This is a genomic window from Pseudocolwellia sp. AS88 (assembly GCF_030551755.1).
Classification (GTDB): Bacteria; Pseudomonadota; Gammaproteobacteria; order Enterobacterales; family Alteromonadaceae; genus Pseudocolwellia.
In genome coordinates, this window is record NZ_JAUPEC010000035.1 from 1 (window position 1) to 21,508 (window position 21,508).

At 35.0% G+C, this 21,508-nt stretch carries 23 protein-coding genes; 14 read left to right on the top strand and 9 right to left on the bottom strand.

What is annotated here, in order from left to right; translation table 11 throughout:
• The first annotated feature begins 175 nt into the window (after positions 1 to 175).
• The 13 genes from Q5N69_RS17360 (at position 176) to Q5N69_RS17420 (ending at position 11,920) form a co-directional block, all read left to right on the top strand.
• On the top strand, positions 176 to 685 hold the full coding sequence (locus Q5N69_RS17360; protein ID WP_304370354.1) for a hypothetical protein: 510 nt from the start codon (positions 176 to 178) through the stop codon (positions 683 to 685).
• A 542-nt stretch (positions 686 to 1,227) separates the two neighbouring features.
• Positions 1,228 to 2,559 (top strand): diguanylate cyclase, encoded by a 1,332-nt coding sequence (locus Q5N69_RS17365; protein ID WP_304370355.1) that lies wholly within the window; start codon positions 1,228 to 1,230, stop codon positions 2,557 to 2,559.
• Positions 2,560 to 2,938: 379 nt separating this feature from the next.
• Complete coding sequence (locus Q5N69_RS17370) at positions 2,939 to 3,370, top strand: hypothetical protein (RefSeq protein WP_304370356.1); 432 nt, start codon at positions 2,939 to 2,941, stop codon at positions 3,368 to 3,370.
• 198 nt (positions 3,371 to 3,568) lie between these two features.
• Entirely contained in the window at positions 3,569 to 3,994 is a 426-nt protein-coding gene (locus Q5N69_RS17375; RefSeq protein ID WP_304370357.1) for a GNAT family N-acetyltransferase, read from the top strand.
• A gap of 339 nt (positions 3,995 to 4,333) precedes the next feature.
• Positions 4,334 to 4,804, top strand: a complete 471-nt coding sequence (locus Q5N69_RS17380; RefSeq protein WP_304370358.1) for a hypothetical protein — start codon at positions 4,334 to 4,336, stop codon at positions 4,802 to 4,804.
• Positions 4,805 to 5,017: 213 nt separating this feature from the next.
• Entirely contained in the window at positions 5,018 to 5,317 is a 300-nt protein-coding gene (locus tag Q5N69_RS17385) for a S24 family peptidase (protein ID WP_304370359.1), read from the top strand.
• A gap of 299 nt (positions 5,318 to 5,616) precedes the next feature.
• Complete coding sequence (locus tag Q5N69_RS17390) at positions 5,617 to 6,618, top strand: DUF6662 family protein (protein ID WP_304370360.1); 1,002 nt, start codon at positions 5,617 to 5,619, stop codon at positions 6,616 to 6,618.
• A gap of 143 nt (positions 6,619 to 6,761) precedes the next feature.
• A complete protein-coding gene (locus Q5N69_RS17395; protein WP_304370361.1) occupies positions 6,762 to 7,301 on the top strand; it encodes an FMN-binding protein in 540 nt (179 codons plus the stop codon).
• Positions 7,298 to 8,191: an FAD:protein FMN transferase gene (locus tag Q5N69_RS17400; protein WP_304370362.1), complete on the top strand. Its 894-nt coding sequence runs from the start codon at positions 7,298 to 7,300 to the stop codon at positions 8,189 to 8,191. Before Q5N69_RS17395 ends, Q5N69_RS17400 begins: the two co-directional genes overlap by 4 nt.
• A gap of 52 nt (positions 8,192 to 8,243) precedes the next feature.
• Complete coding sequence (locus Q5N69_RS17405) at positions 8,244 to 8,753, top strand: hypothetical protein (RefSeq protein WP_304370363.1); 510 nt, start codon at positions 8,244 to 8,246, stop codon at positions 8,751 to 8,753.
• Positions 8,746 to 9,201: a ubiquinol-cytochrome c reductase iron-sulfur subunit gene (locus tag Q5N69_RS17410; RefSeq protein ID WP_304370364.1), complete on the top strand. Its 456-nt coding sequence runs from the start codon at positions 8,746 to 8,748 to the stop codon at positions 9,199 to 9,201. Before Q5N69_RS17405 ends, Q5N69_RS17410 begins: the two co-directional genes overlap by 8 nt.
• A gap of 161 nt (positions 9,202 to 9,362) precedes the next feature.
• The gene (locus Q5N69_RS17415) at positions 9,363 to 11,336 is read left to right on the top strand and encodes a TonB-dependent receptor (protein ID WP_304370365.1); all 1,974 of its coding nucleotides are present in this window, start codon (positions 9,363 to 9,365) and stop codon (positions 11,334 to 11,336) included.
• A gap of 77 nt (positions 11,337 to 11,413) precedes the next feature.
• A complete protein-coding gene (locus Q5N69_RS17420; protein ID WP_304370366.1) occupies positions 11,414 to 11,920 on the top strand; it encodes a PepSY-associated TM helix domain-containing protein in 507 nt (168 codons plus the stop codon).
• A gap of 30 nt (positions 11,921 to 11,950) precedes the next feature.
• On the opposite strand, the gene Q5N69_RS17425 is transcribed toward Q5N69_RS17420, so the two are convergent.
• From Q5N69_RS17425 to Q5N69_RS17450, 6 genes are all read right to left on the bottom strand, one after another.
• Positions 11,951 to 12,472 carry a sel1 repeat family protein gene (locus tag Q5N69_RS17425; RefSeq protein ID WP_304370367.1) on the bottom strand — a complete coding sequence of 174 codons (522 nt, stop codon included), beginning with the start codon at positions 12,470 to 12,472 and terminating at the stop codon, positions 11,951 to 11,953.
• Positions 12,473 to 12,763: 291 nt separating this feature from the next.
• A complete protein-coding gene (locus Q5N69_RS17430; RefSeq protein ID WP_304370368.1) occupies positions 12,764 to 13,252 on the bottom strand; it encodes a DUF2569 domain-containing protein in 489 nt (162 codons plus the stop codon).
• A gap of 192 nt (positions 13,253 to 13,444) precedes the next feature.
• Positions 13,445 to 15,076 carry a methyl-accepting chemotaxis protein gene (locus tag Q5N69_RS17435; protein WP_304370369.1) on the bottom strand — a complete coding sequence of 544 codons (1,632 nt, stop codon included), beginning with the start codon at positions 15,074 to 15,076 and terminating at the stop codon, positions 13,445 to 13,447.
• Positions 15,077 to 15,363: 287 nt separating this feature from the next.
• Positions 15,364 to 15,837, bottom strand: a complete 474-nt coding sequence (tadA, locus tag Q5N69_RS17440) for a tRNA adenosine(34) deaminase TadA (RefSeq protein WP_304370383.1) — start codon at positions 15,835 to 15,837, stop codon at positions 15,364 to 15,366.
• Between the two features lie 134 nt (positions 15,838 to 15,971).
• Positions 15,972 to 17,144: a radical SAM family heme chaperone HemW gene (gene hemW / locus Q5N69_RS17445; protein ID WP_304370370.1), complete on the bottom strand. Its 1,173-nt coding sequence runs from the start codon at positions 17,142 to 17,144 to the stop codon at positions 15,972 to 15,974.
• An 80-nt stretch (positions 17,145 to 17,224) separates the two neighbouring features.
• Positions 17,225 to 17,821 carry an XTP/dITP diphosphatase gene (locus tag Q5N69_RS17450; protein WP_304370371.1) on the bottom strand — a complete coding sequence of 199 codons (597 nt, stop codon included), beginning with the start codon at positions 17,819 to 17,821 and terminating at the stop codon, positions 17,225 to 17,227.
• 615 nt (positions 17,822 to 18,436) lie between these two features.
• Here Q5N69_RS17450 and Q5N69_RS17455 point away from each other — a divergent pair.
• The gene (locus tag Q5N69_RS17455) at positions 18,437 to 19,348 is read left to right on the top strand and encodes an EamA family transporter (protein WP_304370372.1); all 912 of its coding nucleotides are present in this window, start codon (positions 18,437 to 18,439) and stop codon (positions 19,346 to 19,348) included.
• A 108-nt stretch (positions 19,349 to 19,456) separates the two neighbouring features.
• On the opposite strand, the gene Q5N69_RS17460 is transcribed toward Q5N69_RS17455, so the two are convergent.
• The 3 genes from Q5N69_RS17460 to proC all read right to left on the bottom strand — a co-directional run bounded on the left by Q5N69_RS17460 (position 19,457) and on the right by proC (position 21,409).
• The gene (locus Q5N69_RS17460; RefSeq protein WP_304370373.1) at positions 19,457 to 19,894 is read right to left on the bottom strand and encodes a DUF4426 domain-containing protein; all 438 of its coding nucleotides are present in this window, start codon (positions 19,892 to 19,894) and stop codon (positions 19,457 to 19,459) included.
• 66 nt (positions 19,895 to 19,960) lie between these two features.
• Complete coding sequence (locus Q5N69_RS17465; protein ID WP_304370374.1) at positions 19,961 to 20,509, bottom strand: YggT family protein; 549 nt, start codon at positions 20,507 to 20,509, stop codon at positions 19,961 to 19,963.
• An 87-nt stretch (positions 20,510 to 20,596) separates the two neighbouring features.
• Positions 20,597 to 21,409, bottom strand: a complete 813-nt coding sequence (proC, locus tag Q5N69_RS17470; RefSeq protein ID WP_304370375.1) for a pyrroline-5-carboxylate reductase — start codon at positions 21,407 to 21,409, stop codon at positions 20,597 to 20,599.
• Between the last annotated feature and the right edge of the window lie 99 nt (positions 21,410 to 21,508).

The following is a 21,508-nucleotide window of genomic DNA, read 5'->3' on the forward strand; positions in this document are numbered from 1 at the left end:
AAGCAACAGAAGCATATTCCACCTATTAATGAGTGAGGTAAACTGATTAATTAATGGAACGGAGCAACTATAAGGCAATTCAACTGGGACACGTACAGCTTGCCGTGCTCGTCCCTCGCTATTTTGGCAAGCTTTACTTAGCCCGTTAATATGGGCGTTAGGTTTTTAATAAAGTATGCACTCGAATAGTAAAGATAATTCGTATCAGAAGTACGGGCTGCTTCATGTAGCTTTACAAGATTTAAGAAAATCAGCGTTCTTTGCTGGCAATTTATTAGACCAAGGTTGGCACTTTGAACCCTGGGAAACCGATTGGCAAAGTTATTTGCATCAAAGTGCGTACGTGACATCGTTGGTAGTTTCATATTGTCGCCCTTTCACTGAATGTAGGGGATGGCCGAAATTTCCAAAAAAAATGCTAAGGGTATTAACTCAAGAGCAGAAAATATTCCATCAGCGTCTTCTTGATCTTCGAAATGATGTTTATGCACATAGTGATGTTTCAGCTAGAAAAATAAAACCTATAATATTTAAAAACAAACCAACAGCTACGGAAGTTTTACCACCTATGCGTTTCGATAAGAATGATTTGGTTTCGATACGTGAACTTATAGGTACTATTAATGTTGAAATACAAAAAGAATTGGAAAGTTTGTCGTTATCTGTAGCAGAAGAAAAAACCTAACAAGACGCATCAAATCTAACGTTTCACATTGTCCGATTTTTTGCTTAAAAGAAAATGACACAAAAAAGCGTCTAATATGTTTCGCAGCTTATGCGGATGTTGTGACTGTTCAATAACTAATTTAGTTAAAACTACGAACTTTTTGAGTTCTCATATCACGCTGTTGAGTGTTACTGTGATATAGGTAATGCATTTAGTACTCATATTTAACGGAGTAATTAATAAAAAACGAGTAATTCTGCAGTCTCGTTAGCTTTCAATTATAGTAGATATATTGTGAACATAGATATACTGCGAACATTAGCCAAATAATTATCACCCCAAACAGGTTTCAAATCATGTAGCGGCCCATTGTAATTCTGTAAACTTTTTAAAGTTTGTTGATTGGAATACAAAGGATAGCTTGTTCAATCTGAAGAAAATTAGGATTATTTTCTAATGAACCTTATGTAATAGCCTCATTTAAGCTATACAATACTCTACAGTAGTGATGTATATTTCAATCTATCATAAAAACAATAACTAATAATAAGAAATAGATCATGAATGTTCTAAGTGCTTTTTTACTTAACGTTGCTATATATTCAATTTTCCCTCTGTTATTAACCACTGTAAAACCTAAATCACGCACGATCTTATTTTATGTATATATCAGTGCTGTATTAGTTTTAGGTGGCTTGCTCGGTAGTATTTATTCATTTAACTTAAGCGAAAATATCGTTATTTCAGGCGGAAGTATTGCTTTTGGTGCTTTTATGATGAGTATTACCATGCTGATCATAATTGAACGTAACGTCAGTGTTATCAATAATGTAATGAAGCTAGTTTTATTGGTGAATACGCTTACTTATCTTAGTTTTAAACTTTACAGTTTGTTACTGGATTCAGACGTGGTTATTAATCATCTTAATATTTCGGTAGATATATTTCAGACGTCTTTTTCAATGCTATTAATAGGCGGAGGATTAATTCTTTTAGAGTTATTAATCTTACTATTTTTGTTTATTCAAATTCGTAAAGTTATCTTTAATATTTCTTTTCTTGCCATTATTTATACAGCTGCATTTATCGTTATTTCATGTCTTGATGGCATGCTCTTTCCTCTTATTGCCATTGGTTTTGATGAAAACCTAAGCAATATCATCATGGATAATGTAACCGGTAAATTGATACTAGCTTTAAGCTATAGTTTTCCTATGTTGATTTTTTACTGGGTATTTAAACGACATTTAGTGCGATTTTTAAAATCTCCCATACAGCTTCAAAACTTGATGACCGAACCAAGAAAAAAATTACTTGAAGAACTTCATCGTTACGAAATGCAAGACCAACAATTACGCCAAAAGAATTTAGAATTATTACAATTGTCTAATCAGGATCCTCTGACTACATTAGCCAATAGAAGAAAATTTGATGATGCTTTAAATATTGAATGGAAGCGCTGTGAACGTAGTAAAAAACCTCTGACATTAGTGATTGGTGATCTAGATTTTTTCAAGCAATATAACGATCAGTATGGTCACCAAAAAGGTGACCATTGCCTTAGAGCGATTGCAGCTCTGTGGGGGAAATGTTTTAGCCGTCCTGCAGACTTGGCTGCTCGAATAGGTGGTGAAGAATTTGCAATGATATTACCCGAAACGCTTGCGGCTCAATGTGTTGATGAATTAAACCTGTTTATGCAAAGATTAAAATATGAAAATATTCCCCATATAAAGTCTACGGTGTCAGATAACGTCACTATGAGTATTGGAGTGGCTAGTGCTATCCCCAATAAAGATAGCTCTGCGAATGACTTATTAGATTTAGCTGATAAGAACCTTTATAAAGCTAAACAGCAGGGAAAAAATCGTATTATTAGCACAAATAACTAACGAATTTCACTTATTGAAACAAACATAAAAACAATATTAATTAAGTACGTAAAACAACCAAAAAAAAATGAAATGACTAAACATGGTGATCTTTAAATTTACTTTCCACTGTATATTTTTAGAGCGGTGAGCCTTTGTTTTTCGCTCTTATAGATAGACAGATTGGTTATAAACTGTATTTGTTCACCAACGCTCTGATATTACTATTGGCTTTAGAATAACTATTTAGGCAAAAGTCACTATTTTTTGATCTTCTATATCGTGCTTTGGAGTATTAATTCGATATATAATGCATTTGCTACTCGAGTTTTAGGGTAGTTCATGTTCAACGAGTCATTCTACAGACTCAATACATACTAATCATCTATAAGGAAATATGATGTTTCAACAATTTATAAAAACAACGGTTACGCTTTTAACTTTAAGTTGCTTGCCAACCTTAGCCAACGAATCAACTACTTTTGGTGTTTCTTTAGGTACTCCAGCATTTGCTAATTTCGTTATTAAGAGTGATAAATTCGGTTTACCTTTGCAGTTATCGGGTGGTTACTGGGGCGATAGAGCAAGCGGTATTGAAGTTGGATATAGCTTTTATCAGAATAAGGACTCTTTTTTTCATTCAGCACAAGTTATAACAGGTTATCTTCATATGGAAAAAAATAGATATGAAAATAACAGATGGAGCTATGTCGGTGTATCTACCACCTTTAAAAATGGAGGTTTTTTTCTGGAACCAGGATTAACATTTGGCTCGGGTACTTACTCTAATCCTCAGCTAATGATACAAATTGGTTGGTTATGGGATTTGTAACACGTATATAGAAACAAATGAAAAACTCGCTTTAAATTTATTACAATTGAATATTCCCATAATACAAAGGATATTCAATTGGTATTAGTTATAAGTTTTTAGCACCAATACCTTAAACGAACAATTCACTCGGCCATTACTTGTTATTAACAATTTTAGCCCATTAATATGAGCTGTATACTTTTTAAGGAGTTCGCATTGGTTTCAGGTTACAAAACGAGTTCAATTATAAAAGATATGGATTTAGGTGTAATACATGGTTTTATAGCTAATTCTTATTGGGCTAAAGGTATTCCATTAAAGACAATGGAAAAAGCTATAACTAACTCTTTATGTTTTGGTGTTTTTACTGAATGCGATAAGCAAGTAGCTTTTGCTCGTATGGTTACTGATTCAGCTACATTTGCCTATTTAGCAGATGTTTTCGTATTAGAAGAGCATAGAGGTAAAGGTTTAAGTAAATTACTCATGCAGGTGATTGTTGCACACCCCGATTTACAAGGAATTAGACGTATGGCACTTGCTACAAGTGATGCACATGGTCTTTACCAACAGTTTGGTTTTAAAGCTTTAAGCTCTCCAGAATCTTTTATGGAATTGCATCAGCCTGATGTGTATAAATAATGTGTATAAACAAGCCTAATGATAAATCAATCAAAAGCAGTTGTTTTTTGCTGCTGAAATAACACGTATCTATTTTAAAAAACTCATCTTCAAATTTTGGTTATATCCAATTTTAGCCAGTCGCGTTTAAACGCCGATTCAGCCAAGTAATCATCCTCATTTATAAATGAAAGTTAAAAACAAATTAAAAGCAAAGTATATGTTGCACATCTAAATGATAATGATTATTATTTAGGTGTGTTTAGGGCTATGTTAAAGGATGAGACCAATAGTCTACTACTAGGTTACAAGTAAAAGTTCTTAGCTTTTACTAATGAAAAGTTTATATAAGGAAAATTGATGTTAGCGAATAATAAAACTGATTCTGAACCTGTACTTTGGCAACGCTTATTAACTTTTGGTAATCAGTGTTACAACAATCAAGATTGGCAGCAAGCTGAATATTATTATAAAGAAGCTGAGTCGCATTTAGAGTTCTTATGGTCGTTAGACGAAACTAATAGCAATTTATTAATGGCATGGATCACTGCTTTGCATAATTTAGCTTATTTATGTGAATCAACTGGTGATAGCCAGTTAGGGCTTCAATACTTACTTATTCCGCATTATAAATTACTCAGTTTAACCAAAGATCTTGGCACATCGGAAGATTTAAAGGTTATTGCAATTAATGCGTTAAGCCTGACTTTTACACCGATAATGGCTTATACAAAAAGAAACCCTATTTGTGAAGAGTGTCAGAAATTTATAAATAGTTTAAAAGGTTCATTTGGTGAGCATTTGGAAAAGCACAGCCAAGTGGTGCATTAATTTTAATTCAGATAGAAAACAGCAATATTTGAAGTTATCAAAGAAGAGCATTACTCAATATTATTTTTTAAGTATTTAAATGGAGGTCTGTTATGTTTTATAAGTTGTTGAAATTATTAGATGAGAAACTAAGTTTTGTCACTGTAGCGGCTAAGCAAGAAGATCTCTATGAAGGTTTACAAAATACTGATAAAAGCTTTGGAGGATAATGAGATGACCTTCTTAGGATTCAAAATATTAAAAGTACAAGGGCACAGTATGTTCCCTAAAATCCCTCAAAATAGTTATGTGTTGGTAAATCAGTGGCTACACTTTTGGCGAATAAAGCCAGATCAAACTATTTTAATAAAGCATCAAACTCTGGGGCTTATTATTAAAACTGTTGCGTTAATTGATCGATACGGTTTTATTTGGAGTAAAGGTGAAAACTCATCAAGTATGACCGTTGAAAGAATAGGCCCTGTAGATAAGCATCAAATCATAGGCCCTGTTCTTATGGTGTTTAAGCAGTAGCTCACCACACAATTGTGTAATTAATTCGGCGATAACTTCTGTTTAAACTAAAATATAATCCAAAGCATGAATTATGAATTCAAGTGCTAAGATCGTTTCCGCAAACCTATCAAATACTCATAAGCTCATACGAAAAATTCAATTTAAGGCATTAGCTTAGAACAAATTGTACTTAACAGTAAACATAATAAGAATGATTCTCACTTGTGATTTATCAATATATTGTTACAATATCGCCATAAAAATAAAGTTGTATGAATTATTTTAAATTCAAAATAAAAAACAAGGTTAATTAAAACATGAAAAACAAGGTATCAAACTTTGCTTCTAAAGCAATTTTAGGAGCAGTATTTAGTATTTTCGCTACTTCTGCTATTGCAGGTGAAAACTTGTGGGTTTACGCAAAAGGCACCGATACACGCCCTCAAGGTAGTTTTGAATTTAAATTACAAGATACTATCCGCTTAGATAAAAATGCGGGTGATCATTATACATTCCACGATATTCACCCTGAAATTGAATACGGTGTAACAGATAAATTTACAATTGCAGCTGAAGCTATTATTTTTAGACACGACTATGATGTGGGTTCTGAAGCTGAAGGCGGTCCTTGTCCAATGTGTGAAGCTGGCGACGGAACGGGTAAATTCAAAAAAACTCAGTTTGCTGGTTATGAACTATCAATGAAATACAACATTTTAAGCCCATACAAAGATGTTATTGGTTTATCTGTTGGTGCAAGCTACGAACGTCGTGACAAATACCGTTTAGACGGTGGTGATATTGACCAAGATTCATTTGTTGGTTTTGTATTTCTTCAAAAAGATTACTTAGATAACACATTAATTACTGTGTTAAACATTAAAACTGAATTTGAACGCAGAAAAGCAGGTACCGTGGTAGAAGACGAGCTAGCGATTGATATTTCTGCAGGTATTTCATATCGCGTTGCGCCAAAATGGTTTGTTGGTTTAGAGTTTAGACATCAGTCTGATTACTTAAACCCACAAGACAAAGCAGAAGCGGGTAACTTTGATGAAGGTTTTGATGAAGATGGTTACACTATTGGCTTACAAAAAAGTAACTTTGATTTAACTGATTTTAGAATTGGTAGCCAACATCAAAATGGTAACTACTTTGGTCCATCTGTTCATTATGCTGAGCAAAAATGGTGGGTTACTGGTGGTGCATTATGGCAAATTAGTGGTGGTGGTTCAGAACATGCTGATGTACGTAACGGCAGAAACTGGGATGAGCACGAAAAACTACATATTGGTTTAACTTACGGTTATGAATTTTAATCGTTAATTATTAAAAATATGTAATATCGTTAGTTATACCTGCTTGGTATTAAGTAATGATGCAGACTATTTAAGGCTTGTGAGAAATCACGAGCCTTAATGCTTTGTTAAAGCCTTGAAAATTTAGGAAAACCATAAGAATTATGAAACGTAGAAACTTTATTAAAAACACATTGTTAGGTCTTTCTGGTTTAGTTTTAGCACCTAAAGTAGCTTTTTCTAAAACTTTTTTAACTATTGAACAAGCACAAAAAATATTATATCCAGAGCAAAAATTAACACTTGTTCCTATCACGTTAACTGAAGAGCAAATGGAAAGTATTGAAGATGCTGTTGATATTCGCGTTCGTCATGATTGGGTAAAAGCCTGGCGCACAGAAGATAATGACTGGTTTATTGTTGATCAAGTTATTGGTAAACATGAAAACATAGATCTTGCCGTTTCAATTTCTAAAGAAGGAAATGTAACGGGCATTGAAGTGCTTACTTACCGAGAAAGCTATGGTAGCCAAATTATGCATCCTAAATGGCGTGCACAATTCCATGGTAAAAATAGCAGTGAGTTTTTAAAGTTAGATAAACAGATTAAAAATATATCTGGTGCTACACTGTCTTGCCGTCACGTGACGGATGGAATTAATCGTTTAAACGAAACATGGAAGCAAGTGCTTAGCCTACTGTGAAAATAAATACTTTAGAACGCTGTAAAACCTTACTCGGAACCTTTGTTGAAATTGAATTAAAAGGAGCTGTAGATGACGATGAACTTATCGCTTTGTCTAATAGCCTTTTTGATGAAATTGAACGCATTCATAACTTGTTTAGTTTTCATAGCGAACTTAGTGAAATTTCAGCGTTAAACAGGCAGGCATTAGATTTAGCTAACAGAGCAGAGGATGATGAAAAACCATTAACGCTAACTGTTTCTGAAGATTTAAATAAAGTTTTATCTTTAGCACTCCAGCTAAATCAATTTACTCGTGGGCTATACGATATAACGGTGGCACCGAGTTTAATTTTAAATGAGCAGTTACCTAATCACTTAGCTTTAACCTTGGTAAACAGACATTGCACATTGAGTTTAGGCAATAGCTGTCACATCACTTGCAAAGATGGTGAAGTTACAATTACAAAGCCATTGTGTATAGATTTAGGTGGTATTGCTAAAGGTTACGCTGTTGATTGTGCTTTGAAAAAAGTACCGGAGCATATTTTTTGTCGTATTAATGCTGGCGGCGATTTAGCGATAAACCAATGGAAAAATGAAGAAGTAGCCGTTAAGTACAATAAACGTGGAAGCGCCTTAAGAACAGTTAAAATGCAGAACAGAGCGTTAGCGACTTCAGGTAATTACCTTCGTGACAAAAAGTCTGCTTTTGTGAACCCATTAACGGGTAAACATATTAAATTTAAAGGCAGTATGTCGGTGTTTTCTGCTGATGTTATGTTGTCAGATGCGTTAACTAAAGCCATGATTTTGTCGTCTCGTGCGCAAAGACGTCAGTTAGCCAAATATTATAATGCCCAAGCGATAAAAATTAATCGTTTAGGTTTTGTTAAGCTTTATTACTAAACACTTAAATTATCATAAGTTTTAGTATTTATAACAATTAATAAGTACCTTTATGTCAAACATCTCACTTACCATTAGCAAGCGTTACCGTTATTTTTTCTACTGTGTTTTAGGACTCAGTTTGGTTACCGGTGTTGCTTTTTGGGTGTTTCGACGCTTCTTTATGGTAGAAGGGGACTTTGGTCCTGAATCTCATTTTTTACAATACCCTATGCTACAAATACATGGCTTTTCAGCTTTCGTTATGATGATGAGTTTAGGGGCTATTTTTGCTTCTCATATCCCTAAAACTTGGTCATCTAAAAGAGCTCGAAAATCAGGTCTCTTTATTTTAATAGCGACAAGCCTTTCAATTGTTAGTGCTTATGTTTTGTATTATTTAGTGAGTGAAGATTGGCATGAATGGTTGGGTAATGGTCATGCCATAGTAGGAATACTGCTGCCAGCTATCTTGTTACTCCATATCAAAAAAGCACGTATTTCTCGTTATAAAAGAAAAACTAAAGATGTACAAAAACGTGTTCGTCGTCAAAGTCATGTAAAGAGTCAATCTGATGCGTAGAAGAAAATTCATAAAAACAATTTGTGTTGCAAGCGCTATTGGAACCAGTGTTTTATCAGGCTGTAAGTCTACGCAAGTGCTGGTTCAAGGTATGCGAAAAGATAATGATATTTACGTACCGTTAGCTGAGTTTGGCTTAAAAAAAACAATCAATGTTGCTTATGAAAATAGCGCAATAGGTGTTACTCAGCTAGAAGATGATAACTATGTAGCTGTGTTACTTAAATGCACACACATGGGCTGTGCGGTAGCGAGTGAAAAGATTAACGATACGCAAGCGGGTTTTGTTTGCCCTTGTCATGGCGCTAAATTTGCGGCCGATGGTGAAGTGTTAAAAGGTCCTGCAGAAAAGAACTTAACGCAATTTTCAACTTCAATCTATACCTCAACTGCAGGCTCAACGTTTAGTGAAAATAATGGCAGTCAGTTTGTCGTTATCCACTTGTAACCTTCTGTTTTTTTATTCTTGTGTGATCATTTTTAATTATGAATGCTGTAAAAATTTCATCGTTTAACAAGTGTGTAATATCTTTCATAAGCTTGTTTGGAATCAATATTATTAAATTAACTTTATTAGCATTAACTCTACTGATAACTGTTTCACCGGTAGTGCATGCATTTGATGAAGCCCCTTTAGAAAACTTTTCTAAGGATTTAGAAGTATTGTCGATATACAACAATAGCCGTTTATCATCTATTGACGATGTATTTACTTCAGACAATACGCTTATGTTTTTACAAGACAGTGTAAGCCTAGATCGCACTATAGGTGATGTATTAACACAAGCGGTGGGGGTTGAACTAAATGGGCAAGGTGGGCTGTTACAAAGTTATAATATGCGCGGCTTTAGTCGAGATCGTATTAAAACTGAAGTAAACGGTATTCCTATTATTACTGATCGTAGGGCCGGAAATTCTGTCTCTTTTATTCCCACCGAGTTAATTAACAGTGTTTATATACAAAAAGGACCAAGCTCATCTTTGTATGGTTCGGGGGCTATGGGCGGTGTTGTTAGTTTATCAACATTGGGTAACGACAACTTTATTGGTGTTAAGCTTCAGCCAACAGATGATTTTGATGGCTTAACTAGGCAAAGTGTTTTTGCTCAATATAGCAATAGAACAAGTAGCGATAGCAGCATAAATATAGGTGGCGTACATCGTAAAGCTAAAGCGACTTATTCAGCTGATAACACACCGTTGTTTAGCCAGTTTGAACAAACTAGTTTAAGCATGAACACTGACTTTATCTGGAGAAATATCGATATTAATGCCTCGCTTATTTACAGTAATGGCGTAAACATTGGTAAAAGTTCATCTACCTTTCCAGAAGATAGAATAAGTGATTACCCTGAAGATGATCATTTACTGAGTCAAATTCAGTTTTCAGATCAAGACGATACATGGAAACTGCAATTCTTCCAGCATAAACAAGATTGGCAAACAGATATTGTTCGGCTCAGCGATGGTGATACTAGCCGACGTAACTTCACTGATTATTCATCACATACCTTTGGTGCTTTGGCAACTTATGCGTTAGAGCAAACTTTGTTTGGTGTTGAATGGAATGAACGACAAAATATCAAAATAACTGAGCAAGAGTTTGATGCAGATAACGATTTTTTATGGCTTAACACATCAGTTGATGCCGATGAGCGCAATATTGGTGTTTACATCAACCAACACTGGTACATAAATGCTTTAACGATAAATGCTGGCGCACGTTACGATACGGTTTCTGTAAAACAAGACAATGACAACAACTTAGATGAGCAATCAGCTATACCAACAAGTCGAGTATCGCTAAATAACTTATCGGTTAATAAGGATGCTTTTTCAGCGTCTTTGAATGCGCAATATGTTTTTGAAAATAACACACAAATTTCTGCTGAAATAGCTTCGTCGTTTAGGTTTCCTACTGTAAGCGAATTGTTATTTTCTGGTGAAACGCCAAGAGGTAATACTCAAGGTAATCCTGATTTATTGTCTGAAAAGAGTATGGGATATCAGCTGTCGCTAACTCATCAATTTTCGTCAACTATTGAAGCTAAAATTAATACTTACCTATATGATATTGAAAACTACATCGAGCGTTTAACGTTAAGTGTTGATGATGGCAATGGCAATAGTGAAGATATAACGGGTTATAAGAACTCAGAAAAAGTTACTATTAAAGGCGTTGAGTTGCTAGCGACATGGCAAGCATCACAACAGTTCAATTCTTCGCTTGGCTTGCAATGGCAGCAAGGTAAAAATCAAAATAACGAAACAGTGGATGATGGACTACCCGCTGCAATTAAATGGTTATTTCAATGGTCTCCTGAAGTTAGGGGGGTAGAAGATTTCTCTATTATTAATAATATGACCTACCGATTTACGCGTAATCGCTTTGGTCCTTCAGAATTAGAATTATCAAAAGCATTAATATGGAATACCACCGCGAGTTTTAAATTTAATAAGCAGAGTGAAGTAGCTTTGTCGGTATTAAATTTGATGAATGAAAATTATAAAGCTTCTTCCGATGAAGACGCTCCATTTCAACAAAAACGAGCGATCAATCTAACGTTTACATGGTTTTATTAGCGCCAAGGTTAATGTTTATTGTAGAGAATGGTCATTTATAAAAATTGTTGAAAATAAAAAGAGTAAGTTAAACCAATATGTCTTTTAGAAAAGTAAATAGAAGCACCCATAAATGGGCCAGTATTATTGTTGCGATACCTGTACTTATTATTATAGTGACGGGTATTTTGTTGTTGGTTAAAAAAGAATTTAGTTACCTACAACCTGCCAGTCAAAGTGGAGTGAGTAATGTTCCTAGCATTTCGTTTGATGTGATTTTAGAACAAGCTAAAAGTGTTGAAGAGGCGCAGGTAGATTCGTGGGATTCTATCGATCGTTTAGATGTTAGGCCGTCAAAAGGTATTATTAAAATACGTACAAACTCACAATGGGAAATTCAACTCGACTCTGAAACGGCTGAAATACTTCACGTAGCTTATCGTCGTTCAGACACTATTGAGCAAATACACGATGGCACTTATTGGCAAAAGAATGCGAATTTATGGTTAAGTTTACCTGTAGCAATCACGTTGTTGTTGATCTCGTTAACGGGGCTATTTCTATTCTTTTACCCGTATTATAAACGGTTTCAAAAGCGAGATTAGCTAAGAGCTAAACTCGCAAAAAGTAAATCGCTACTCGACTAAGTCAATATCGTAAATAGTACTTACAGTGTCAGGAGATGAAAAACAAATATGTTTAACGACTCTTGATTTAATCGTTGATGTTTTACTACAGGTAATATTTTGAGCTTTCATACCATATCTACGTATATACTCTTCAACTATCTTGTCTATTTTCTTTTGCATTTCCGGTGAGACTGAATCATAAAGTGCCTTATATTGTTCAGACCATTCGTCATTTTCTTCTTCAATAGCTACTCCAAGCCAGCCCATTCCTAACAATGTAGACTGCTCAACGTGATATCCTTTTAAAAACATAAATGCAATTGTATATTGAGCACTTTTATAACCCCAAGTAGCGGGTGTTTTTAATAACTTAAAAGACTCAGCGTAATCACCTTTCTGAAACTTTTTAATGCCATTGAACTCTTCAAGCGCTAAGGATGTTTGTGTTTTGCTAATTCTGTCGATGGACTGACATCCAGAAAGAATAATTAGACATGAAAATATAACAATAAGTAATCTAAAATCCATTTTGTAACTCCATATGTTGATTTATAATAAAATATATTTCTTTTCAATTACTTATGACTGTAATTGATGTGGATGAATATAATGATTTTTCTTTAACCCTTAACTAATTAAGTTTTTTTATATTAGCATCAAAGGGTAATTCACCATCAAAGCCAGTTTAAAAGGTATCTGCGTATTCAATTGAACGGTTTTTTACTGTAATTACTCTGTGACTTCTTTAATTAACGCTTTTTCATCAAGTTTTGTTCGTTTAACGCTTTTATATGTGGGAGTTAGTAAATATCTAATCAACTAAAGAATAAAGGTATGCTTTGATCTTTCAGATATAAATAAATAAGGCGACCAAATACATAATGCGAAAGCGCCACTGGCTATAGCTTGAATAGTATCTATTGTCATAAACTCAATTTCAGGGAACAAAAAGCTGATTATTAAGTTATCAATACAAATGAAAAAAAATGTCGCTATCGCGGTAATTAAATACCATTTAGGAAATATTGATTTCTTTTTGAAAAATAAAATAATTAAGGTAATAGATAAGATCACAAAAATAATATTTGCTATAAGCTCACCAGCGACTAAAGAAATAAATGCTAAAGATGCGCTTTCTATTATGTCTTCCATTGTTCCATCTGAAAACATAACAGGATAAATATTTAAAAGATCGGTGAGTAATCTAAAAGGTGAAATAGTAATGCCAAAACCAAGTAAAAAAAGCCAACCACCAAATTCCCAAGGTTCTTTTTTTACAACATCTTGCTGGGGGTCAGTAATTTCCATTTCTTTTCCTAAATGATTTTTGTAACTCATGTTACGTTATTTTTATTATCTTGAGTACTGGCAGTAACAGTGAAAGACTAATTGAATTGAGATTATGAATCAATAGGTTAGGTTTTTTTTAACAGAATTGAGGTTAAACAGCCATATCAGATCTATTTATATGGCTGCTTAACTTATTTATATACTTAAATTTTATATTTTGAAAGAAGCGACTAAGTCATTCAGTTCAACTGCAAACTCTGCCAAGCTTTCACTTGTTTGAGCGGTGTGCGATGCACTTGTAGTAGTTTGCTCTGTCATCATATTAATCTTGTTGATAATGTCTTTTACTTGTTGAGTTGTTGCACTTTGTTCTTCTGTTGCAGCACTGACCATGATATTTAAATCTGTTACTTCAAGCATCTTTGTTTGCATGTCTTGAACTAAACTACCTGCTTCTTTTGTTAAGATAACACTGTTTTTTGTTTGCTCTTGAAAGTGTTCCATGTTGTTTACTACTTTTTCTACACCTAATTGTAAAACCTCAATTACCGATGTTATATTTGCAGTAGACTCTTGAGTTCTACTTGCCAAGGTTCTTACTTCATCAGCAACCACAGCAAAACCTCTGCCTTGTTCACCTGCTCGGGCAGCTTCTATAGCAGCATTTAAGGCGAGTAAATTGGTTTGTTCAGCTATGCCTTGGATTGTCGATACAATTTCACCTATATTTGTGCTAGCATCTTTCAATTGTGATACCTCTTTGAAAGACTCCTGAATACTCTGGTTTAGTTCGTAACTTGAAGTAATGTTTTTGTCGATAATAACAGCACAGTGATTCGTGTTTTCTGTTGCTTTTTTGGTTGCATCTAATGTTATATGAGTATTTTCGGCAACTTCTCTAATGGCTATTACCATGTCATTAGAGGCAGAGTCAGCAGTCACAATATCATTATGTTGACTATGCATACCGTGGTTGATTTGTGCAGTTACTGCCGACAGTTCTTCTGCTTGTGTTGCTAAACTGCAAGACGAGGCTGATATTTTTAATAATACATTTCTAAAGTTTAGAAGCATTTCATTAAAGGCGTTGCTAATTTCAGCAAGCTCATCTTTACCTTCGACTTTAAGTGTTGAAGTAAGATCATTGGTCTTATTTATTTCTATCATTAAATCTCGCATATCATTCAAAGGTTTGTATATGTTTTTGCTAACCTTATATGACAGCCAAATTGTGAATAAGAAAAATATTGATACTTTCATGGTGAGATCTAAGGCGCTCTCCCAAAATATTGCTTTGGTATCATCTAAGTAGATCCCTGTTCCTATCATCCAACCCCAAGGCTTAAATGACTTAACATAAGAGATTTTATCTATATTTTTAGTGCTACCAGCTCTGTTCCATTGATAACTAACAAAGCCTTCTCCTTCCGCTTTTGCAATACGTACCATTTCTTCGAAGAAACGAAAGCCATTAGGATCCGTAATGTTTTTTATATCTTGGCCAACGAGTTTTTCGGTAGGGTGCGTAAGCATAATATAATCGAGTGAGTTGACCCAAAAGTATTCTTTGGCGCCGTAATGCATTGTTCTTAAAGCGGCTAATGCATGAGACTTAGCGACTTCCTCAGATAAATTGCCATCTTGAGATTGTTGATAAAAGTATTTAACCACATCAGTTGCTGATTCTGTTAAATGAACTGTTTTGGTATATCTATCTTTTAACAAGTTCTGGTTTAAAGTATTTAAAGATAAAATCATCATGGCGCTTAATGCGATGAATGAAGAAATAATGAGTATTAATAATTTAGATTTAACTCTGAGTTTACTTAAGGTGGAATTCACTAAAATGTATCCGAATAAATTTATATTGCTTTGAGTATTGCACAAAATCTAAATATTTCAGTAATTAAGCTATATTAATTGTTTTTTTTTGATTTTAGCTAAAGGGTAGGGAGAGTTGAGAGAGTATAAGTTGGTTAATACGTTATTTGTGAGCGAAAATTCATGGTTCATGTGCTGATCTTAATGCTTGCTTACATTCATATTCCTAAATACATAACCAAAAAATATATATGATTATCACGTACTATAGTCATTTTGATTTGATAGAAAATATAAGAGGATTCATATTAAAGTTGTGAGGCTTTGTTTGCTTTCTTTTTCGCTTTAATCTCTGCGCGTCTGCGTTTAAAAAAAGCTGAAAGTAAGTTACCGCATTGTTCAGCCAGTACACCTTTGGTGGTTTCTATTTGATGATTATGTTTTTCATGATTAACTAAGTTGAATGCACTACCTGCCGCGCCGGTTTTTAGATCGTTTGCTGCAAAAACTAAACGTTTAATTCTGCTATGAACAAGTAAGCCGGCACACATAGGGCAGGGCTCTAGCGTTACATATAGTGTGCAGTCGAGCATACGATAGTTTTGTAAGCTTTGTCCTGCTTGTTTGATTGCGAGCATTTCAGCGTGTGCTGATGGATCGTTTAAGGTGATGGACTGATTAAAGCCTTCACCAATAATTTCTCCGTTAGCAACTACAATAGCTCCAACCGGAATTTCGTCAATCTGCTCAGCTTGTTGTGCTAACTCGTAAGCACGCTCCATAAACTTGATATCAACCGGATCAAACTCGTCAACTTCATCGAATGCATCAGTTGTGTTTATGTCATCAACTTTTTTAACTTCATTTAACTCATCAGCATTATTTGTTGCGTTGGTTATTTTACTTACGTCCATGTTCATAAAAACATCTCAAGTAGGTCGTTTAAAAATCGGTGTCCGAGTAGCGTAACTTGCCATGTATTAGCATCTTCTCTGCTGTTTTCGGTTGTATCAATGGCTTTTAATAAACCTTTTTTTTCTGCATTCTTAAGGATTGGCAGAATGATATTACGGCTTAATCCTGTATGAGTTTCAAAGTCATCAAGGTTAAATGCATCACATAATCTAAGTAGATTCATCATGTATTCAAAAGGTAGTTCGTTTGTGTCTACCTCGTTTAAATGATCTAAATGTTCGCGAGTTTTATCTAGATAGCCTTTTGGATGTTTTACCTTGATAGTTCGGTAGATTTTTTGTTGCTCTACGTCGGTAATTTTTCCATGTGAACCGCAGCCAATACCTAAGTAGTCGCCAAAGCGCCAGTAGTTAAGGTTATGCTTACATTGATACTCTGGTTTAGAGTAGGCTGAAATTTCGTATTGTTTATAGCCTGCATCTTCGAGTAGTTTTACACCTTGATCTTGAATATCCCATAAGGTTTCATCGGCTGGTAGCGTTGGCGGTTTTGAATGAAACGGGGTGTTAGGTTCAATAGTTAATTGGTACCAAGATAAATGTGTTGGATTTAATGCAATAGCTGTTTTTAGATCGTCTAAAGCGTTATCTAACGACTGATTAGGTAAACCATGCATTAAGTCTAAGTTAAAGCTGCTAACACCACATTGAGTGGCAAGTTCAGCAGCACTTTTAGCTTGTTTGCTGTCGTGTATTCTGCCAAGTTTGATCAGTTTGTCTGATTCAAAACTTTGTACGCCAATTGATAATCGTGAAACTCCGGCGTTAAAAAAGCCTATAAATTTATCGGCTTCAACTGTGCCAGGATTGGCTTCTAAGGTTATTTCTATATCAGCATCATGAGTAAACCTTGCTAGCACTTGATCTAACATGGATTTAATTGCGTCTGCTGAAAATAAACTTGGTGTACCGCCACCAATAAAAATGGTGTGTAATGGTCTTTCACTAAGGTTGAAACGTTGAATGTCGGCATCTAAATCTTGTATTAATTGCTCAACATATTCTGCTTCTGGCATGTCGTGTTTTAAGGCATGTGAATTGAAATCACAGTACGGACATTTTTGTACGCACCAAGGAATATGTATGTATAACGATAACGGCGGAGCTTGAAGCACTATAGATATTCCTGATGATTATTGTACTTGTTTTATAAATACCGATAATGTCGATATTTGTTTACAAATGTTCGATTGAATTAAACGCTTTTTGCTAATTCTTTCACTAATAAAGCTAACGCTTGACCACGGTGACTTAAAGAGTTTTTTAAATCGCGAGGTAGCTGAGCAGATGTCATTTGTTGTTCATCTTGCCAGAATACAGGGTCGTAGCCAAAACCTTGTTCACCCAACTTTTCGGTGGTTATACTGCCTTCCCAAACACCATGACAAATGATTGGTGTAGGATCTTCAGCATGTTTCATGTAAACCAAAACACAATGAAAACGCGCTGTGCGTTCTGCTGTTGGTACGTTAGATAACGCATTTAAAAGTTTATCTGTGTTATCTGTATCGGTAGCATTTTCGCCTGCGTAACGAGCTGAATATACGCCAGGTGCACCATTTAAAGCGTCAACTTCTAAACCCGAATCATCTGCTATTGCTGGTAAACCTGTGATTTTAGCTGCGTGACGTGCTTTAATTATCGCATTTTCAACGAAAGTTGTTCCTGTTTCAGGCACTTCAGGTACATTAAAGTTGCTTTGTGGTACTACTTCAATAGCGTGTTGTGCTAGTAAATTAGATAGCTCTTTTACTTTGCCTTGATTACCTGTTGCTAAAACAACTGTAGACATGATTTTACCTTTAAATTGTATAGTGTTTTTTAATTGGGGGGATAATACAATATTATCGTTAGTCTATTAAGTTATTTCCCTCTCAAGGATGATTTATACCAAACGGATTAATTTATTGAGCAACTTAGAGCTACATTAGCAAGCTTAAAACAAGCAAAATTGATTAAACATAGTTATTCTATATTTCTTCAATTTTGTGATGTTATCAGTTTGCTAATGAGCTCCCGAAGGGCGAGAATTTAAAGGCTTATATGCCGCGTTATTGATTTTGACAAGGTTCCTACATGGATGTAGGACATTAGGGTAACGCAGGAGCAGTTACCGAGAATAACCATTCTCTTCAATCAATGCCTCGCCTACATGGATGTAGGTGCTTAGGTTCAGTCTGGAACTATGAACCTGTGCCTCTAAGCCTTTTAATTCTCGCTAAGTGAGCAATAAATTAGTCCGTATGGTATTAAAGCGTTAGACGAACATTTTTACTTTCCCAAGATTTTTGTATACCCAAATACAGTAAATGCCTAGATAGGCACAACGTTTTATTAAAGATCACCAATCCACTGACTCCTCAACAAGCAGTGAATGTTTTTTAGGCTTTACAATTTAAGGATCACTATGTCGTTTAAAGACTCACTTCTTGGTTTGCTCATTGTTATTATTTGGGGCGTTAATTTCCTTGCCATTGCATGGGGGCTTGATGGTTTACCACCATTATTAATGGGAGCATTACGCTTTGCCTTTGTTTTTTGTGTTGGTTTTATGTTTATTAAAAAGCCCGATATTCCGCTTAAATGGATGGTAGCTTACGCTTTAGCTATCAGCTTTGGCCAATTCGCGTTTTTATTTAGTGCTATGTCGATGGGAATGCCTGCTGGCTTAGCGTCTTTAATTTTACAATCTCAAGCCTTATTTACTTTGATTTTTGCTGCCTTACTGCTAAATGAAAAAATTAAGTTCGCTCAATTATTATCTATGATGGTTGCTGGTGTTGGGCTATATATTATTGCTGGGACTGGTGAAGATTCATCCATGACACTTATTGGCTTTGTGTTAACGATTATTGGTGCTGCATCTTGGGCATTAGGTAATGTAGTTAACCGAATTATTAGCAATAAAGGCTTTAAACCTGGTATAGATTTAGTGATTTGGTCGGCTTGGATACCTGTTATTCCTTTTATGTTATCAAGCTTCATTTTTGAAGGACCAGATTTAATCATGGCAAGTTTGCAGAGTTTTAGTTGGGTATCGTTTTTAGCGTTAACCTATTTAGCGGTTGCTGCATCTATTAGTGGTTATGGCTTGTGGAGTTATTTATTAGGCCGTTATCCTGCGGGTACTGTGGCGCCGTTAAGTTTAGGCGTGCCGATTGTGGGTATTTCTGTATCGGCTTATTTTTTAAATGAAAGCATAACTGATATGCAATGGATTGGTGGAAGTCTGGTGCTTTTAGGTTTAATTATTAATGCTTTTTGGGCTAAATTAACGCTGAAGTTAGGTTTTAAAAAGCCTGTTGTTAAGCAAGTGTAAGAATAAAGACTTTTAACTGAAGTTAAGAATGAAAAAAAAGGTGAATTATACATTGTATATTTCACCTTTTTTGTAAGTTAACTATCCATTAACTCTTAATGGTACAGCTTAATCCACATAAAACTTCTGTTTGAATTTAAACGATTTATTACCTGTGCCATCGTTTACGGTAATGTCGAAATAATAAGTTTCTTCATGCGAGTAGGTCACTTGGGCTAGGTAATAAATAGCGTCGCCTTCGGTTACCTCATCAAATTCTAAGCTTTTAATTTGCCCTAAATCATTACGTGCTTTACCTGAAATACTTACGCGTTTAGCTGGTTTACCTTTAACTGTATTGTCGAGCACTGCAATATTAATAACACCGTTGTAGCGACTACGTTCTATATCGTAAGCCTTGGCTATTTTAGGTGTTAAAAATGTTGCGCCAAATGCAATGTAATGCACGTCTAAATGGTCGAGTTTTGTCATGTTTTCAGCATGAGCACTAAATATAAATATTGACGATATAATGAGTAAACTTAGACGTTGTAATAGTTTTTTCATGGTTTGCTCCTAAGTCACTCAAGTTTAAAAATAGAGTGACTTTTTTGGTTAAATGTACAAACTAATTTATAGAATAGCCCAGTAAGGGATCCAACCTGATAGCAATATGTTGGCTACATTTAAGATTAGAAATGCCGCTAATATTGATAAATCTAAGCCACCAATTGCAGGAATTATATTACGAATAGGACGTAATACAGGATCTGTTAATTGTTGGAAAATAGCTTGTGTCGGATTATAACCTTGCACAACCCAGCTCATTAATGCCATCACTAACATGATGATAAACAGTAAGAATCCTGTTTCTTTAATGACATATAAACCACCTAAAAATAGGGCAGTAATAACATCAGCTCCGCCACCATTTAATAATGGAATAAGAATAAACTTAAGGGTTGCTACTACGTAAGCTAAAACTACCGTTGCAACATCAATACCGCCAAAGCCTGGTATGATTTTACGAAAAGGTACTACTAATGGGTTACTAACTTTAACGATAAATTGGCTTAGTGGGTTATAAAAATCGGCGCGCACAAGCTGTAGCCATAAACGCAAGATTAAGATCATCAGTACTGTATCGAATGCAAAGTCGAGCAAAAAGTTAATTGCTTGCATTTATTTCTCCGGTAAATTTAATATCTAGTTTTCTCTGTATGTAGCTATTGTTTTTTTAAGCTATTTTTTGAGAAAGTATTTTAGCTGTTAGTTCTTTGCTAATTCTTTAGCTCTGGTATGTGCTGCTGTCATTGCAGTTGCTACTAGTTCAGGTAGTCCACCATCTGTAAATTGTAGAAGAGCTGCCTGTGTAGTGCCACCTTTAGATGTTACATTGGTGCGAAGTTGTCCTATTTCAACCTCTGGATTGTCTACAACCATACTTGCAGCGCCAAATGCTGTTTGTTGAACCAGTAAACGACTTTGCTCAGCAGTAAAGCCTAAGGTTTTTGCATGTTGTTCCATTGCTTCCATAAATAAGAAGAAGTAAGCAGGGCCAGAACCAGATACACATGTAACGTCGTCAATACCCGCTTCGCTTTCAAGCCAAATAAATTCACCTGTACACGCAATTACTTTTTCTACTGCTACTTTTTGTTCGTCGGTTACAAATTCGTTAGCGAAAATACCTGTCATACCTAATCCAACCTGTGCTGGAGTGTTAGGCATAGTGCGAATAACTGCGGTGTTTTCGTGTAAAGCTGCTTGAATTGTTTTAAGTAAACAACCTGCAGCTACCGATACAAAGCATTTGTTATCAATGTTTACATTAGCCGTAATGTTTTTACATACTTCAACAATGAGATGTGGTTTTACACCCAATATAACCGTATCAGCAAAAGCTACAGCTTCTAAGTTATCAGCCGTATTTAAAATGCCATATTTTGCTGAAAGCGCTTCGCGTTTCTCAGGTGAAGGGTTTGTTACTATGATGCTTTTAGGGTCAACACCGTTTTTAACCATTCCGCCAATAATGGCGCCGTTCATATTGCCTGCACCGATAAATGCTATTTTGGTCATTATATTTCCTGTTATTTTGTTTGAGTTTATTAGGGTCTGTTGATCTTTCAGGGTTAAACTTTATTCAATTTAAAACGGATTTAATCGCGATGTGAGCTT

What these genes read in the sequence shown, in the direction of transcription:
- Q5N69_RS17450 (WP_304370371.1), bottom strand. Translation starts at nt 17,821, where the DNA reads ATGTCTACAGTTGTTTTAGCAACAGGTAATCAAGGCAAAGTAAAAGAG.
- Q5N69_RS17365 (WP_304370355.1), top strand. Translation starts at nt 1,228, where the DNA reads ATGAATGTTCTAAGTGCTTTTTTACTTAACGTTGCTATATATTCAATT.
- Q5N69_RS17360 (WP_304370354.1), top strand. Translation starts at nt 176, where the DNA reads ATGCACTCGAATAGTAAAGATAATTCGTATCAGAAGTACGGGCTGCTT.
- Q5N69_RS17460 (WP_304370373.1), bottom strand. Translation starts at nt 19,894, where the DNA reads ATGAAAAAACTATTACAACGTCTAAGTTTACTCATTATATCGTCAATA.
- Q5N69_RS17410 (WP_304370364.1), top strand. Translation starts at nt 8,746, where the DNA reads ATGCGTAGAAGAAAATTCATAAAAACAATTTGTGTTGCAAGCGCTATT.
- Q5N69_RS17380 (WP_304370358.1), top strand. Translation starts at nt 4,334, where the DNA reads ATGTTAGCGAATAATAAAACTGATTCTGAACCTGTACTTTGGCAACGC.
- tadA (WP_304370383.1), bottom strand. Translation starts at nt 15,837, where the DNA reads ATGGAGCGTGCTTACGAGTTAGCACAACAAGCTGAGCAGATTGACGAA.
- Q5N69_RS17390 (WP_304370360.1), top strand. Translation starts at nt 5,617, where the DNA reads ATGAAAAACAAGGTATCAAACTTTGCTTCTAAAGCAATTTTAGGAGCA.
- Q5N69_RS17420 (WP_304370366.1), top strand. Translation starts at nt 11,414, where the DNA reads ATGTCTTTTAGAAAAGTAAATAGAAGCACCCATAAATGGGCCAGTATT.
- Q5N69_RS17455 (WP_304370372.1), top strand. Translation starts at nt 18,437, where the DNA reads ATGTCGTTTAAAGACTCACTTCTTGGTTTGCTCATTGTTATTATTTGG.
- Q5N69_RS17425 (WP_304370367.1), bottom strand. Translation starts at nt 12,472, where the DNA reads ATGGATTTTAGATTACTTATTGTTATATTTTCATGTCTAATTATTCTT.
- Q5N69_RS17430 (WP_304370368.1), bottom strand. Translation starts at nt 13,252, where the DNA reads ATGGAAATTACTGACCCCCAGCAAGATGTTGTAAAAAAAGAACCTTGG.
- proC (WP_304370375.1), bottom strand. Translation starts at nt 21,409, where the DNA reads ATGACCAAAATAGCATTTATCGGTGCAGGCAATATGAACGGCGCCATT.
- Q5N69_RS17395 (WP_304370361.1), top strand. Translation starts at nt 6,762, where the DNA reads ATGAAACGTAGAAACTTTATTAAAAACACATTGTTAGGTCTTTCTGGT.
- Q5N69_RS17405 (WP_304370363.1), top strand. Translation starts at nt 8,244, where the DNA reads ATGTCAAACATCTCACTTACCATTAGCAAGCGTTACCGTTATTTTTTC.
- Q5N69_RS17370 (WP_304370356.1), top strand. Translation starts at nt 2,939, where the DNA reads ATGTTTCAACAATTTATAAAAACAACGGTTACGCTTTTAACTTTAAGT.
- Q5N69_RS17385 (WP_304370359.1), top strand. Translation starts at nt 5,018, where the DNA reads ATGACCTTCTTAGGATTCAAAATATTAAAAGTACAAGGGCACAGTATG.
- Q5N69_RS17465 (WP_304370374.1), bottom strand. Translation starts at nt 20,509, where the DNA reads ATGCAAGCAATTAACTTTTTGCTCGACTTTGCATTCGATACAGTACTG.